This window comes from Niveispirillum sp. GW835-FHT14G11, from assembly GCF_058793615.1.
Genome location: NZ_JBXAFZ010000013.1, coordinates 154,248 through 169,678 on the forward strand (window position 1 = coordinate 154,248; position 15,431 = coordinate 169,678).

Consider the following 15,431-nt stretch of genomic DNA (forward strand, 5'->3'; position numbering starts at 1 on the left):
GAAATTCCGGTCATCGGCGGTGCCTGCATACACGCCTTGCGTCAGGCGCTGACCAGCCACCCCGCACCCACGACCCTTGGCGGCTTGCCCGAACGGCTGTTTCAGGCTAATCACGCCGCCCAGGGTCATCCCGCATTGCAGCTAAGAAAAGGCGCTGCCGGATGTTCCAAACGTAATCTTGTTTCCTGACCCGAACCAAATCGAAGGGAAATTCCCATGGCACGCAAGAAGATCGCGCTTGTCGGCGCTGGCCAGATCGGTGGCACGCTGGCCCTGCTGGCCGGCCAGAAGGAGCTGGGTGATATCATCCTGCTCGATATCCCCGACTTCGCGGGCGTCGCCAAGGGCAAGGCGCTGGACATTGCCGAGCTGTCGCCGGTCGCCGGCTTCGACGCCGGCTACGCGGGCACGTCGGACTATGCCGACATCGCCGGCGCCGACGTGGTGATCGTCACCGCCGGCGTGCCGCGCAAGCCGGGCATGAGCCGTGACGACCTGGTCGGCATCAATGCCAAGGTCATCAAGGTCGTCGCCGCTGGCGTAAAGGCCCATGCCCCGGACGCCTTCGTGATCATCATCACCAACCCGCTGGACGCCATGGTCGGCCTGTTCCAGCAGGAAAGCGGCCTGCCGCCGGAGAAGGTCGTCGGCATGGCCGGCGTGCTGGACAGCGCCCGCTTCCGCTGGTTCCTTGCCGAGGAGTTCGGCGTGTCGGTCGAGGACGTGACGGCCTTCGTGCTGGGCGGCCATGGTGACACCATGGTCCCGTCGGTCCGCTACTCCACCGTCGCCGGCATCCCGCTGCCCGACCTGGTGAAGATGGGCTGGACCACGCAGGAGAAGCTGGACAAGATCGTGCAGCGTACCCGCGACGGTGGTGCGGAGATTGTCGGTCTGCTGAAGACCGGCTCCGCCTTCTACGCCCCGGCTGCTTCCGCCATCGCCATGGCCGAAAGCTATCTGAAGGACAAGAAGCGCGTCCTGCCGGTCGCCGCCAAGCTGACCGGCCAGTATGGCGTGGACGGCCTCTATATCGGCGTGCCCACCGTCATCGGCGCCAAGGGCGTGGAGAAGATCATCGAGATCGAACTGTCGGCCGAAGAGAAGGCCAATTTCGACAAGTCGGTCGATGCCGTTAAGACCCTGGTGGAGGTCACTGCCAAGGTCTCGGCCGAGGGCTGATGCCTTGATCAGGTGCCGGGCGGACGCGCTCCGGCATGCCGCTTTCATGAAAGCCCCGCACGGGACCCCCGTGCGGGGCTTTTTATTGCCCTGAAATTGCAGAAACGGTCTCGAACATGTCAAGCGCGCCATGTTCATGAGTAATTTCATAAAATACAATACAAATATCCAGTAAGATTTCGCATCACTCGGCGACGCATCTGTGCTTCACGTGCAAAACTGACCTGCATTCAGGCGTGCCGAAAGGATAGGTTTCCACCACTTTTTTAACCATTCAGTTACGGGTGGCCCGTATAGTCCGCCTCATCAAACGGACGTCGTGAATAAAGTGCAGCCTGAAACGCCGGCACCGCGATGTTTCCATGAAGTGTCTAGTTAATTGTGTGGCGTGGCCAAGTCGTTCAAGGCCGGTCTCGTCACAAGGTCAGTGAAGTGCCGCCGCCGATGGCATGGCGTCCCCGCGAGGGGGTGAATGTTGTTGACGCTGGCGGTGTTGTACTGGCAATCCCCGCTTCCGCCGTTGAACCCAATCTCGCCATCATAAGGAATTGGACACCCCATGAAGACCGCCCTGCTGTTCGCCACCGCCCTGCTGTCCCTGACTGCCACCTCCGCCTTCGCCGCCGGCTGCGAGCAGGGCAACCCGCCCTCGCTGGTGGATGGCGCTACGGCCACCCAGGAGCAGATGGGGGAGACGATGAAGGCGGTTAAGGCCTATATCGTGGCCACCGAAGAATATCAGGCGTGCCTGGAAGCCGCCGGCAAGGGTGGCAAGATGGATCTGGAAGCCTACAACAAGTCCGCCGCGCGCATGGAAGCGCTGGCCGCCGACTTCAACAAGCAGCTGAAGACCTTCAAGGCCCGCAACGGCTGATCGGTCGTTTTACAGCGCTTGGCAGCTGTCCGACCTCTCCGTCGGACTGGCCATTTTACGACAAACCCGCACTGGGGAAACCGGTGCGGGTTTTTCTATGCTAATACCCGTGCTGCGCAGGCGCGAAATGGCGGGGGTGAGTATGGATGAATGGCGGGATGCGCCGGGACGTTGTCCCATCTGCCTTGATCTGGAGACGGGCCCGGTCGGGGCCATGCACAGCGGCGGCTGGGCGAGCGATTCCCAGGGCGACCTGATTCGCCGTGACCGTTCGATACCGCTGGTTGCCTGCCGGACCTGCGGCCATGTGCGGTTGGGCGTGCAGTATGACGATGTCTCCCTGACCAACCTCTATGGATCGGACCCTATCATCGGTGGCGACCAGCCGATCTGTGGTGGCGAGGATGCGCTGGCCTTCTGCCGCGAGGAGGGTGTGGTCGCTGACGGCCTGATCCTGGATGTCGGCTGCGGGCGCGGCGAGGTGCTGCGTTTGCTGCGCGACCGGCATGGTGTGCCCGTGGATCGGCTGCTGGGACTGGATTTCCAGCGCCTGTTGCCCGACGGTATTCCCTTCCAGCCGGTTGATTTGAATCGGCTCCCTTCCGGCCCGGAGGGAGCTTTTGGTGCCCGCCTGCTGTTCTGCATCCATGTGCTGGAGCATGTGAGGGACCCCAGGGGTTTCCTGCGCGCCCTGCGCGCCATGCTGGCCCCCGGTGGTCATGCCTATATAGAGGTTCCGGATTTCGGTGTGTTCGATGCGCAATTGGCTTGCGTCCATCCATTGGTCGTGCCCCAGCACCTGCATTACTTCACGCTCGACAATCTGACGGCGTTGTTGCGTTCCTGCGGCATGGCACTGGTTCGGGTCGACGCCCGGCGCGGGGTGCTGCGCGCCCTGGTGCACCGTGCCGATGGCGCCGATGCCGCCCGTGTCGTCGCCGGCAGCCTGGATGTCCTGGCTGCCCGGCGGCAGGCCATCGCCCGCGGCATCGTGACAGAGGTCCAAGCCGGCAAACCCGTGGGATTGTGGGGCCTGGGCATGGACTATGCGCGCATGGCCGCACTCTACCCGCCGCTGGCCGAGAGGGTGAAGATGGGACAGATCGTCCTGTTCGACCTGTTGCAGGCCGGTCGCCGGCTGGAGGGCCAGATGATCCATGCCCCCGACGCGATTGGCGGATTCGATGGCACGGTTTGGTTGCTTCCCTCGCCGAACCTGATTGCCGGCCGGATGCTGGCGGCCGCCAGGGCAGCGGGCTGGCCGCCCGGGCGGGTCCGCGACCCCTGGCGCGGGCCCGGTGACGTTACGGCACCTGCCGCCGCGCATGAATTTACCCTCTCGCCCCGCCCCAGCCGTAATTGACGCGCGCCTGAGATGAACCTATCCTTGTCCCCAAGTTTAGGGAGATAATGGCTTAAAGCCTAATAGTCAGTCAGTTGGGGATAACTTGGCACCCAATAAAACCGCGGAAATAAAGTAACCGTCGTGACGGCACGCACGGATGCTTTATTGCCTAAAATTTTATTGTTTAAGGGGTGCCCATATGATGAAGAAAGCGATCCTGAGTACCGCCCTCTGCCTGTTGTTTCTGACGGGAGCGGCCCATGCCGGATGTGAGCAGGGCGACCCGCCGACCCTGCCGGATGGGTCGGCAGCATCGGAAGCGCAAATGGCTGATGCCGTGAAGGCCGTGAAGGCCTATATCGCCGCCACCGAAGAATATCAGGCCTGCCTGACGATGGAGGGCAAGCGCGGCAAGATGGATGTCGAAAGCTATAACAAGTCGACCGAACGCATGGAGAAGCTGGCGGCCAACTTCAACAAGCAGTTGAAGGCCTTCAAGAGCCGCGGCGGCTGATCCATCACGAAGGGGGCTGGGGCTGTGGCCGGGTTGGCGCGTTCCGGGCCGATGGGCCCGGAACGCGCACATGGTGGTGCTGCGCCCAACGATTGCGTAGTGGTCCTGCCGCCGTTACATGGCACCCCTGCGCCCGACGCTCAACCATTCCGCACATGCGGCATGGTCGTGTTGCGATGCAAGGGTTTACGCCATTTTCTGTCGTGGGCAAGTTTGGCGGCCTGTGCGAAATTCCACACGCTGTTGGACATAAGTGGGGACCTTTGGATGGTTGATCCCGGTTCCCATAGTGCTAAAGTGCCGCCCGCGTGGGGAGGACCCCCGTGTGCGGCCCGGCGGACCCCCTGCCGGACCGGCCCGTCTCCCATCCAGAGCAAGACGGCTGACCGATGAATATCCATGAGTACCAGGCCAAGAGCCTGTTGAAGAAATACGGCGTCGCGGTGCCGCGCGGCGGCGTCGCCTATACGCCGGATGAAGCCGCCAAGGTCGCCACCGAACTGGGCGGCCCCGTCTGGGTGGTCAAGTCGCAGATCCATGCCGGCGGCCGTGGTGCCGGTCGTTTCAAGAACGACCCCAACGGCAAGGGCGGTGTCCGCGTCGTCAAGAGCGTTGACGATGTGAAGTCCAACGCCGCCGCCATGCTGAACCAGGTGCTGGTCACCAAGCAGACCGGCGAAGCGGGCAAGGAAGTCGGCCGCCTCTATATCGAGGAAGGGGCCGACATCAAGCGCGAGCTGTATCTGTCGATGCTGCTGGATCGCGGTTCCTCGCGCGTCACCATCGTCGCCTCCACCGAGGGCGGCATGGAGATCGAGGAAGTGGCCCACAGCCACCCCGAAAAGATCACCAAGGTCGCCATCGACCCGGTCGAAGGCCTGCAGGGCTATCACGCCCGCAAGGTCGCCTTCGCGCTGGGCCTGGAAGGCAAGCAGGTCGGTGCCGCCGCCAAGTTCATGACCGCCATGTACAAGGCGTTCATCGACCTGGACATGAGCATGGTTGAGATCAACCCGCTGGTCGTGACCGGTGCCGGCGACGTGATCGCGCTCGACGCCAAGGTCAATTTCGACGACAACGCGCTGTATCGCCACGCGGACGTGGAAGAACTGCGCGACCCGACCGAAGAAGAAGCCTCGGAAACGGAAGCCACCAAGCACGGCCTGAACTATGTGAAGCTGGATGGCAACATCGGCTGCATGGTGAACGGCGCCGGCTTGGCCATGGCCACGATGGACATCATCAAGCTGTATGGCGGCGAACCGGCCAACTTCCTGGACGTGGGCGGCGGCGCCACGAAGGAACGCGTGACGATCGCCTTCAAGCTGATCCTGTCCGACCCGAATGTCGAAGGCATCCTGGTCAACATCTTTGGCGGCATCATGCGCTGCGACGTCATCGCGGAGGGCGTTGTCGCCGCCGCGCGTGAAGTCAGCTTGCATGTTCCGCTGGTTGTCCGTCTGGAAGGCACCAACGTCGATCTCGGCAAGAAGATCCTGGCCGATAGCGGTCTGCCCATCCTGTCGGCCGACAATCTGGCCGACGCTGCGGAAAAGATCGTCAAGGCCGTGAAGGAGGCTGCGTAACATGGCCGTGCTCGTCAATAAGGACACCAAGGTCATCTGCCAGGGCTTCACCGGCGCGCAGGGGACCTTCCATTCCGAACAGGCCATCGCCTATGGCACCAAGATGGTCGGCGGCGTGACCCCCGGTAAGGGCGGCTCCAAGCATCTCGACCTGCCGGTGTTCGACACCGTGGCCGACGCGGTGCTGAAGACCGGCGCCAATGCCTCGGTCATCTATGTGCCGCCGCCCTTCGCGGCCGACGCCATCCTGGAAGCCATTGATGCCGAACTGCCGCTGGTGGTCTGCATCACCGAAGGCATCCCGGTCCTGGACATGGTCCGCGTCAAGCGCGCCCTGCAGAACTCCGGTACCCGTCTGGTTGGCCCCAACTGCCCCGGCGTCATCACCCCGGACGAATGCAAGATCGGCATCATGCCTGGCCACATCCATAAGCGTGGCAAGATTGGCATCGTCAGCCGTTCCGGCACCCTGACGTACGAAGCGGTTGCTCAGACCACGGCGGCTGGTCTGGGTCAGACCACCTGCATCGGCATCGGCGGCGATCCGGTCAACGGTACGAACTTCGTCGAGGCGCTGGAGATGTTCGCCCGCGATCCGGAAACCGAAGGCATCATCATGATCGGCGAGATCGGTGGTGACGCTGAGGTGAACGGTGCGGAGTACATCAAGGCGTCGGGCCTGAAGAAGCCGGTTGTTGGCTTCATCGCTGGCCGTACGGCTCCTCCGGGCCGCCGCATGGGCCATGCCGGTGCCGTGATCTCCGGCGGTAACGACACCGCCGAGTTCAAGGTCGAAGCCATGCGCGCCGCCGGTATCCATGTCTCCGAAAGCCCGGCCAGCCTGGGCTCGACCATGGTGAAGGCGCTGGGCTGATCCTTGCAGCCTGAAGCGTTGAGGTATGAAAAACCCGCCGGAGCGATCCGGCGGGTTTTTTCATGCCTTGCCTGCGGTTTATAGCGAACGGTGACGTGTCGCCTTTCCCCGTTTGGCGTCAGCGGCGCCGGTATGATCGCGTCTATCGCTCCGGCGCTTCCGCTGCGCGCGACAGCGGCTGGGTGGCCAGTTCGCTTTCCGCCACGCGGGCCGAGGCGGTGTAGAGGCGGGCCACCCGCTCGCCCTTTTCCAGGGGGGTCAGCGTCTGGCCGCGTTCCTGGGCATCGCGCTCCACATGGTGGATCATGGCGGCCAACAGATAGGTGTTCAGTTCCATCTCACGCGGGTCGGCACTCTCCGCATGGCGGGCCGTGGTGGCAGGGGGGGATGGGGCGGCGGCGCCCACGAGATGGGGAGGCAGCATCATCTCCCCCTCGCCCGTCAGCAGCCAGTTCAGGTTCACGCCGCGATGCGCCAGTTCCACCAGCCACTCCACCTTGGGGGGACCGGAATCACCCTCATAGGCGCTGTAGGTGGAGTTGGGCAGGCCCAGATGCTGCGCCATGTCCGAGCGGCGATCGAAGCCGAGTCGTTTGCGCAGCTCCCGCAGGCGCTCTGCAATGGCGCTGGTCATGACGCACCCCTGCAATCGGGGCAGCGGTCGGAACAAGCCGTGAAAAATGGTCCGGCACCAAAATCATCGTGACGACATGGGGCGGACCAATCGAGGATACGAGATTGCATCTTGTTGTATGCAACTCCGGGTTCCGATATTCCATGGGGCGGCCACTGCCGGCATCGGCCGGTGGAGGACGGATTATCGTTGAATTCCCGTTTTTCGATGCGTAAACTCGGTTTCAAGAGATTGAGCCTTTGCAAAATGAAACGGAAGCCGGTACACGAAGTAAATGGACCGGTATTTTCCCAAATTTCCCGACATTGCAGTCCGGCTGAATGGGCTGATGCCAGAAGGCATGGAAATAGCAGCTCCGACTGCTAGGCCGGCGTATGTCCTGTATTCTGATGAGGAATTGTCTACCGGACAGTGCGGATGCCGTATGTAGTCTCCACCCGTTGCATTGGAATGGATGGTGACTGAAAATGCGTCCGCTTGTCAAAGTCGGTTGCAGCCGCATGTAGGTTTATTTGGGTGGGCCTACGGCCGGGCCTGATTGTCAGCGGCGGGAATTCTGGCGTTGGTTGTATTCCTAAAGGACGGGATTTTCTGCTGTCAGCCCTTCCAGCGTGCGGACGCAAGTTGGAATGACCGTTGCTGCCGGCGTGCGTGCCGGGCGCGACAGAAATAACCCTAAACGGTTATATTTCCGTTACCAGCCGTCGTTTTTACGCCACGAGGTTGCGGGGCTTCTATACCGATCTGCATTGATCAGAATCGTTGGTTCCGATCAATGCAGCCCGCAGGGGCCAATCAAGCGACGATGCGTTCCCCTCACCGCCGCTTGGTATTAGCGACCGGCGCGCTTGGCGGCCGTTGCGCCTGGTTCATCGTTGCTGGCAGCGGCGCGGGGGGCGGCACCACGCGCCACGTGATCGGCCGGGAAGCGGAAGCGGAACACGGTTCCCTTTCCCAGTACGCTGTCCACCGAGACTGCGGCCCCGTGCAATTCGGCCAGGGCGCGGGCGATGGACAGGCCCAGGCCGGTGCCATTCTGGTGGTCCTGTACGCGGCCCACCTGTTCGAACGGCCGCCAGATACGTTCCAGGTCGCCTTCCGGAATGCCCACGCCGGTATCGGCGACGGACAGGACCAGCCGCCCGTCGGTACGGTCGAACTCCGCCGCCAGCCGGATGTCGCCGCCATCGGGCGTGAACTTGACGGCATTGCCCACGATGTTCAGCAGCAACTGCCGTAGCGCCCGCTCGTCGGCCAGCAGCAGCAGCGGTTCCCCCGTCGGCAATTCGACGCCGATCGACAGTTGCTTGTTCTGGGCCAGGCCCTGGGCGATGCGCTGGATTTGCCGCAACTCGCCCTCCAGCGGGATCCAGCAGGGTTCCAGCGTCAGTCGCCCGGCCTCGATCTTCGAGAGATGCAGCATGTCGTTGATCACCGACAGCAGGTGCCGGGCGGCAACCGTGATGTCGCCGGCATACTCGACATGGCGCGGGTCGGCCGGGGCGCCGTCCGGGTCTGCGCTGGCGATCATGCCGGCGAAGCCCAGGATGGCATTCAGCGGCGTGCGCAGCTCATGGCTCATGGTGGCGATGAAGGCGGACTTGGTCTGCGACGCCTCCTCCGCGGCTAGACGGGCGGCTTCGGCCGCGGCGGCCTTGGCCTGGGCGGTCACGTCCACCACTGTCGCCTGGATGGCATACTGCCCGTCCCAGACAATGCGGCGGGCCAGCACATCGACATGGATCAGCGATCCGTCGCGCTTCACATTGGGGGCGGAGCGGATGATGGGCAGCTTGCCGCCGGCCAGCAGGATGGACCAGGCGCGGTAGGCCTGCTCGCGGCCAGGCTCGGGGATGATGTCGTCCAGGCTGATCGACATCACGTCCAGCATGGAGTCGTAGTCGAGCATCTGGGCATAGGCCGGATTGCAGAACAGGATGCGCTTGCCGGAATGGACCACGATGCCCTGCACCGACCCTTCCACCATGTCGCGCAGGCGCTGTTCATTGGCGCGCAAGGCCTGTTCGATGTCCCGCGCCTCCGTCACGTCGCGGGCTTCCACCATCAGGCGGACGGCGCCATCATGGCCAGGGTCGATGGGGGTGACGGACAGGTCGAAGACCAGGGGCGCACCGGCTTCCGGCCCGGTGGCCGCGTCGAAGCGGATGGTGGCACCATGACCGGCCGCCTGAACCGCGGATATCAGCCGTTCGCGCAGGCCCGGCGCCCCGCGCCACCAAGGCGTATCCCACAGCGCCAACCCCAGGACCTGGGCAGGTGCGAAGTTGCCGATGCGCAGCGCGGCGCGATTGGCGGCACGCACCGTGCCGTCGCCATCCAGCAGCACAAGGCCCAGCGACGTGCTGTTGAAATAGGAGGAGAACAGGGGATCGGTGTCCCCTGGCCCGCCGGCCGACATATCCAACGCCGTCGTGTCCGACGCGACCATCAGGCAACCCCATGCGATGCCTGATCGCGTCCCACCGACGCCGGGGCATCCGCCATTTGGAAAAATGGGAAAAGGTCGGGGCGTTCGGAACGCCACCGGCCCGGTTGATCCTTTCTGGATCAAAAAAAAGGGTCCGGCAACAGAATGTTGCCGGACCCCGACCATCGGCCATCATATTTGTCGAAACGTCGCGGGCTCAGCCGTTGACCTGATCGCCATGCCCGTTGAGGCGCTGGGCCAATGCCGCCTGGAGGAACTTGTCAAGGTCGCCATCCAGCACGCCGCTGCTGTCCGATGTTTCCACGCCGGTCCGCAGATCCTTCACCATCTGGTAGGGCTGTAAGACGTAGGAACGGATCTGGTGGCCCCAGCCGATATCGGTCTTGGTGGCTTCCAGGGCGTTGGCCGCCTCCTCGCGCTTGCGCAACTCCATCTCATAGATGCGGGCGCGCAGCATGTCCCAGGCCTTGGCCCGGTTCTTGTGCTGGCTGCGCTCTTGCTGGCACGAGACCACGATCCCGGTGGGGATATGGGTGAAGCGCACGGCCGAATCGGTCTTGTTCACATGCTGGCCGCCGGCACCGCTGGCGCGGAACGTATCGACCTTCACATCCTTCTCATTGATCTCGACATTGATCTTGTCGTCGATCACCGGGGTCACGGAGACGGAGGAGAAGGAGGTGTGGCGCCGCGCCTGGCTGTCGAACGGGCTGATGCGCACCAGACGGTGGACGCCGGTTTCCGACTTCAGCCAGCCATAGGCGTTGTGGCCCTTGACCTGGATGGTGGCGGACTTGATGCCTGCCTCTTCACCATTGGTTTCGTCCAGCAGCTCGACCTTGTAGTCGTGCTGTTCGGCCCAGCGGGAATACATGCGGAACAGGATCAGGGCCCAGTCCTGGGCCTCCGTGCCGCCGGCACCGGCATTCACTTCCAGATAGGCGTCGTTGGCGTCGGCCTCGCCGGAAAGCAGGCTTTCCAGCTCCATGGTGGCGGCGCGGTCCCTCAGGGCGAAGACGGCCTTCTCGGCCTCGGCGATCATATCCTGATCGCCTTCCATCTCCGCCATCTCCAGAAGTTCCAGATTGTCCTTCAGGTCGCGTTCCAGCTGCCGCGTGCCGTTCAGGGACGATTCCAGCTGGTTCTTCTCACGCAGAAGCTTCTGCGCCCGCTCGCTGTCATTCCACAGGTTCGGGTCTTCGGTCAGTGCGGTCAGTTCATCGAGGCGGAACAGGGATTTCTCCCAGTCAAAGATGCCTCCTCAGCAGGCCCAAGGACTGTTCCACAGCCTCGGACACCGCCTGGATTTCGGCACGCATGGCATGCTCCCATCTGCAAGCTGTGACCACGCCCCGGAATTGGTCCGGGGGCGGCCACGTTGGAAAGGGGCTTGTTTACCCCCGGAAGATGCCCGAGGCCAAGCCAATTCCCGACATGGCCGCCCCCGGTTTCAGGGAACGGTGGGTGTACCGCCAACCTACAGGCCGGCGACTGCCGGCCCGGCGCCTGAGGGCGCTTCGATCAGAAGCGATAGCCGACGCCGACGCCGAAGATCCACGGGTCCAGATCGACCTTGGCATTGACCGGGCTGGCCAGACCGGCATTGACCTTGACGTCGGTGTTCAGCCACAGTTTCTTGACGTCCAGGTTCAGCGACCATTTGTCGGTCAGCTCGACATCCACACCGGCCTGGGCGGCCAGGCCGAAAGAGTTGTCATAGTCGATGCCCAGGGCGGCACCCGGATCGTCGCCGTAGAAAATCGTGTAGTTCACGCCGGCGCCGATATAGGGGCTGACCTTGCCCTTGGGGTTGAAGTGATACTGCACCGTTACCGTCGGCGGCAGCAGCCAGACATCACCCAGATCGACCGAGGCGCCCAGCGGCGACCCCTTGGCGGACATGGCATTATGGTGGGTCGTGGCCAGGATCAGCTCGGCGGCCAGATTGTCGGTGAAGAAGTAGCTGAAATCCAGTTCCGGCACGACGGAGGCATCGGCCGATGCCTTGCCGGCGATGGGGGCCGTGCCCAGCTTCAGGCTGCTGCTTTCATCCGGCTGCACATAGATGACGCGGCCACGGACCAGCAGGTCACCGGCGGCCTTTTCCGCATGGGCCGGCACAGCGGCGGCGGCACCAATTGTCAACGCGGCGGCAAGCGCCGGCACAGCGAAATTCTTCATGGCAACAAGGCTCCTATATCATGTGCCGGGCGAATATTTCCCCCAGCTCCTGGACGCCGTTTCACGCGTCGTTTACAGGATTGACTTATAGAAGCCTTGGTCGTGCCCTTCCCTGACTTGGATCAATTTGACCAACGACCTTGCCATCATTATCCGAATGGCAGATACGCCCATGCTGCGCGGCAGCATGACCAATGTTCGCCGCAAGGGGGCGATGGCGGGAAGGGGAGGGGGATCAGGAGCGCTTCTTGTCCTGCGGCGTGGAATCTGCGGCGCGACGGGTACGCTGCCAGGCGTCCAGCGTGCGCCGCAGATTGGCCGCGGCTTCGCGTTGCAGGGCTGTGCGGCCGGCGGCGGGGCTGTTGAAGGCGGCCTCCAACTCCTCCTGCTCGGCCAGACAGGCCTCATAACTCAGCAGTGCCGTGCGGTCGCGGTCGATACGGTCGGCCTGCCCGCTCTGAATACCACCATCGATGCGCGGCAAGGTGCAGGGGACCGCGCAGGCGGGGCCGGCCAGCAACAGGGCGGTCAGGGCGATAAACCAGCATTTCAAGGACATTTGTGGACACCCGCCCCAGACTGGCAGTGGCCGTTGTGGGCCATGCTTCAAGCGAAGAGTCGCATGAAACCTGGTGCCGGGACAGGGTGTAAATCACACCAAAAGATCATAATCCAGGTGCGGTAAACCCGTCATCAGGAACGGGGCGCCGCCCGCCTTGTTCCGGCCGTGCGCAGGGTCACGGCCAGGCTGGCCCCGGTGCTGTTGGCCAGGCGCGGGATGATCTGGATGTCCCCCGCCGCCTCGACAAGAACGGCATTCTCCGCCGGTCCGGGAAGGTCGGCCAGGATCAAGTCCCAGGCGTCGGGTGCCTTGCGCAGCACTTGCACCGCGCGGGCCGGGCTGGGGACCAGGGTCACCTCGCAGCCATAGCCATCCAGTTCCAGGATCAGCGGATCGGCGTCGGCGGCCGACGAAACCATCAGGACACGGACCGCCGCGGCGCGGGTGGGGGATGGAATACGCTCTGCCAGCAGCATGGCCTGACGGCCGGCATCCTGGATGCGGCGAGCGAAATCGCGCTGTGGCCCGTCGGGCAAATCCTCCTCCAGGAAGGAGGCAAAGCCCAGCAGCGCGTTCAGGGCATTGACCAGATCATGGCGCAAGCCGCGCGGAAGCCCGTTGGCATCCAACGCAGTTCCCGGCGACGGGGCCGGATCAGCGGGCAAGACCCAGCTCCACGGCGCGCATGGCGGCCTGTGTGCGGTTCTTGGCGCCCAGTTTGCGGCACAGACCGCGGATATGCAGCTTCACCGTCACCTCCTCCAGGTCCAGCGCGCGGGCGATCTCCTTGTTGGACTGGCCCTTCAGCAGGAAGTCGAGCACCTCCCGCTCGCGCCGGGTGAAGGTGCTGTTCAGGGCGTTGCCGTCGGTTGCCATGGCGCTTTCGGGCAGATTCTCCGGCATGAACACTTCGCCGGCGGCCATGCGCTGCACGGCTTGCAACAGGATGGAACCCGGCAGCGTCTTGGGCAGGAAGCCCACGGCGCCATGGGCCATGGCCAGGCGGATATCCTCATTCTTCGCCTCACCCGACATCAGGGCGATCTTCAGCGACGGATAGCGCTCGCGCAGGCGGACAAGGCCGTTCAGGCCGTTCATGCCCGGCATCCGCAGGTCCAGGAGCAGCATGTCGAAAGGCTGGCCATCGTCCAGCACCTTCAATGCCTCGCTTACGGTGCCTACGCCTTGCACGAAAGTGCCGGGGGCTTCCCGCTCGAAATGCGAGCGTAGGGCGTCACGCAGCAGGTCATGGTCGTCAGCGATCAGCAGGCGCATGGTTTTTGCCCAAGGTGATGCGGTTTCAAGCATATAGTACAGCAACGCGCGATTGAGCAAAGCTTCCTGTTGGTCCACGTGTCCGAATGGTGGTTGCCGACGCTTTGGCGGGGCCACTTCCCTCTTTTGCTTTGACTTGGGCTGAAGGCTGGGCTAACCATGCCATAAGGTGAAAGGTGATGCCGTTCGCCGGGATGCCTTGGTGCATCCTGCCTTGTCTGGCCTGCCGCTTGGTGGGCTGGAGCGAATCGCCGGAAGCAGGTTTGTCGGACCTTCTTCCCATGCGGCCATCGCCGGGACTGGCTTTCCCAGCCGGTTCTACCGCCCCTTCCTCCCCCCTGCTTGCACCCAAGTCAGACCGTCGCGAAGTCCCGTGCTGCCGGCCCCCGTTTTGATTCCATCCAATCCGAACAGTTGGCCGTGATCCCGCCCCAATCGGGGCGCATCCATGTGGGGGCCAGCCCCCCTTTTCGTCCCAGGGGGATCCGCCCCCCATTTTCGTCCCAGGGGGCTCCGCCCCCATCCCCGCAACCGGCCTCCCGGCCGACCGAAGCCAGATCCCGATGAATCTCCAGGAACTCAAGGCCAAAACCCCCGCCGAGCTGCTCGCCTTTGCCGAGGAGCTGCAGATCGAGAATGCCGGCACCCTGCGCAAGCAGGACATGATGTTCGCCATTCTCAAGCAGCTGGCCGAGAACGACGTGCCGATCTATGGCGAAGGCGTGCTGGAAGTGCTGCCCGACGGGTTCGGCTTCCTGCGCAGCCCCGAAGCCAACTATCTGCCCGGCCCTGACGATATCTATATCTCCCCGTCCCAGGTGAAGCGCTTCGGCCTGCGCACCGGCGACACGGTGGAAGGCCAGATCCGCGCGCCCAAGGATGGCGAGCGCTATTTCGCGCTGCTGAAGGTCAACACCATCAATTTCGACCATCCGGACAAGGTGCGCCACCGGATCAATTTCGACAATCTGACGCCGCTCTACCCGGATGAGCGGCTGAAGCTGGAGGTCGAGGTCGACAATACCGGCAAGGGCCGCAAGGACATGACCACGCGGGTCATCGATCTGGTGGCCCCGCTGGGCAAGGGCCAGCGCGCCCTGATCGTCGCACCGCCGCGCACCGGCAAGACGGTGATGCTGCAGAACATCGCCCATTCCATCGCCACCAACCATCCGGAAGTCTATCTGATCGTCCTGCTGATTGATGAGCGTCCGGAAGAAGTGACCGACATGGCCCGTTCGGTGCGCGGCGAGGTGGTGTCGTCCACCTTCGACGAGCCGGCGACCCGCCATGTGCAGGTGACGGAGATGGTGCTGGAAAAGGCCAAGCGCCTGGTCGAGCACAAGCGCGACGTCGTCATCCTGCTGGACAGCATCACCCGCCTGGGCCGTGCCTACAACACCGTCGTGCCTTCGTCGGGCAAGGTGCTGACCGGTGGTGTGGACGCCAACGCCCTGCAGCGTCCCAAGCGCTTCTTCGGTGCCGCCCGCAATATCGAGGAAGGCGGTTCGTTGACCATCATCGCCACGGCCCTGATCGATACGGGCAGCCGCATGGATGAGGTGATCTTCGAAGAGTTCAAGGGCACCGGTAACAGCGAAATCGTGCTGGACCGCAAGCTGTCCGACAAGCGCATCTTCCCGTCGCTGGATATCCAGAAGTCCGGCACCCGCAAGGAAGACCTGCTGGTCGATCGCGGCGCGCTGGCCAAGATGTGGATCCTGCGCCGTATCCTGAACCCGATGGGTCCGCAGGACGCGGTCGAATTCCTGGTCGACAAGCTGAAGCAGTCGAAGACCAACAACGATTTCTTCGACAGCATGAACCAGTAACAGGCGTTATCAGCCCTGTTTGGGAAGGCCGCCGCCGGGCAACCCGCGGCGGCCTTTTTCGTGCCCTTCCACCGGAAGGATTAGGCCGTAAGACAGGCGGTTTTCCGCGCTTTTCATAGGTCG

General features: G+C 63.4%; 14 protein-coding genes. 7 read left to right on the plus strand and 7 right to left on the minus strand.

What is annotated here, in order from left to right; translation table 11 throughout:
- The first annotated feature begins 216 nt into the window (after window positions 1-216).
- From mdh to sucD, 6 genes are all read left to right on the plus strand, one after another.
- Complete coding sequence (gene mdh / locus AC1Q7F_RS23100) at window positions 217-1,182, plus strand: malate dehydrogenase (protein ID WP_492510903.1); 966 nt, start codon at window positions 217-219, stop codon at window positions 1,180-1,182.
- Between the two features lie 559 nt (window positions 1,183-1,741).
- The gene (locus AC1Q7F_RS23105) at window positions 1,742-2,056 is read left to right on the plus strand and encodes a hypothetical protein (RefSeq protein WP_492510904.1); all 315 of its coding nucleotides are present in this window, start codon (window positions 1,742-1,744) and stop codon (window positions 2,054-2,056) included.
- 127 nt (window positions 2,057-2,183) lie between these two features.
- Window positions 2,184-3,419, plus strand: coding sequence for a class I SAM-dependent methyltransferase (locus tag AC1Q7F_RS23110; protein WP_492510905.1), 1,236 nt, complete (start codon window positions 2,184-2,186; stop codon window positions 3,417-3,419).
- A gap of 184 nt (window positions 3,420-3,603) precedes the next feature.
- Window positions 3,604-3,915 carry a hypothetical protein gene (locus tag AC1Q7F_RS23115; protein WP_492510906.1) on the plus strand — a complete coding sequence of 104 codons (312 nt, stop codon included), beginning with the start codon at window positions 3,604-3,606 and terminating at the stop codon, window positions 3,913-3,915.
- A 389-nt stretch (window positions 3,916-4,304) separates the two neighbouring features.
- Window positions 4,305-5,501, plus strand: a complete 1,197-nt coding sequence (gene sucC, locus AC1Q7F_RS23120; RefSeq protein ID WP_492510907.1) for an ADP-forming succinate--CoA ligase subunit beta — start codon at window positions 4,305-4,307, stop codon at window positions 5,499-5,501.
- A gap of 1 nt (window position 5,502) precedes the next feature.
- On the plus strand, window positions 5,503-6,375 hold the full coding sequence (gene sucD / locus AC1Q7F_RS23125) for a succinate--CoA ligase subunit alpha (RefSeq protein WP_492510908.1): 873 nt from the start codon (window positions 5,503-5,505) through the stop codon (window positions 6,373-6,375).
- Window positions 6,376-6,517: 142 nt separating this feature from the next.
- Here sucD and AC1Q7F_RS23130 read toward each other — a convergent pair whose 3' ends face one another.
- From AC1Q7F_RS23130 to AC1Q7F_RS23160, 7 genes are all read right to left on the minus strand, one after another.
- Window positions 6,518-7,009: a helix-turn-helix domain-containing protein gene (locus AC1Q7F_RS23130; protein WP_492510909.1), complete on the minus strand. Its 492-nt coding sequence runs from the start codon at window positions 7,007-7,009 to the stop codon at window positions 6,518-6,520.
- A gap of 832 nt (window positions 7,010-7,841) precedes the next feature.
- The gene (locus AC1Q7F_RS23135) at window positions 7,842-9,458 is read right to left on the minus strand and encodes a sensor histidine kinase (RefSeq protein ID WP_492510910.1); all 1,617 of its coding nucleotides are present in this window, start codon (window positions 9,456-9,458) and stop codon (window positions 7,842-7,844) included.
- Window positions 9,459-9,654: 196 nt separating this feature from the next.
- A protein-coding gene (gene prfB, locus AC1Q7F_RS23140; protein WP_492510911.1) for a peptide chain release factor 2 occupies window positions 9,655-10,777 on the minus strand; the annotation gives its coding sequence in 2 pieces (ribosomal slippage) (window positions 9,655-10,707 and window positions 10,709-10,777; 1,122 coding nt in all).
- A 202-nt stretch (window positions 10,778-10,979) separates the two neighbouring features.
- A complete protein-coding gene (locus AC1Q7F_RS23145) occupies window positions 10,980-11,639 on the minus strand; it encodes an OmpW/AlkL family protein (protein ID WP_492510912.1) in 660 nt (219 codons plus the stop codon).
- Window positions 11,640-11,874: 235 nt separating this feature from the next.
- Window positions 11,875-12,198 (minus strand): hypothetical protein, encoded by a 324-nt coding sequence (locus AC1Q7F_RS23150; RefSeq protein ID WP_492510913.1) that lies wholly within the window; start codon window positions 12,196-12,198, stop codon window positions 11,875-11,877.
- A gap of 134 nt (window positions 12,199-12,332) precedes the next feature.
- Window positions 12,333-12,866, minus strand: a complete 534-nt coding sequence (locus AC1Q7F_RS23155; RefSeq protein WP_492510914.1) for a hypothetical protein — start codon at window positions 12,864-12,866, stop codon at window positions 12,333-12,335.
- Window positions 12,856-13,476: a response regulator gene (locus tag AC1Q7F_RS23160; RefSeq protein ID WP_492510915.1), complete on the minus strand. Its 621-nt coding sequence runs from the start codon at window positions 13,474-13,476 to the stop codon at window positions 12,856-12,858. The genes AC1Q7F_RS23155 and AC1Q7F_RS23160 overlap by 11 nt, the downstream gene beginning before the upstream one ends.
- Window positions 13,477-14,039: 563 nt before the next feature.
- Here AC1Q7F_RS23160 and rho point away from each other — a divergent pair.
- Entirely contained in the window at window positions 14,040-15,308 is a 1,269-nt protein-coding gene (gene rho / locus AC1Q7F_RS23165; RefSeq protein ID WP_492510916.1) for a transcription termination factor Rho, read from the plus strand.
- Window positions 15,309-15,431 lie beyond the last annotated feature (123 nt).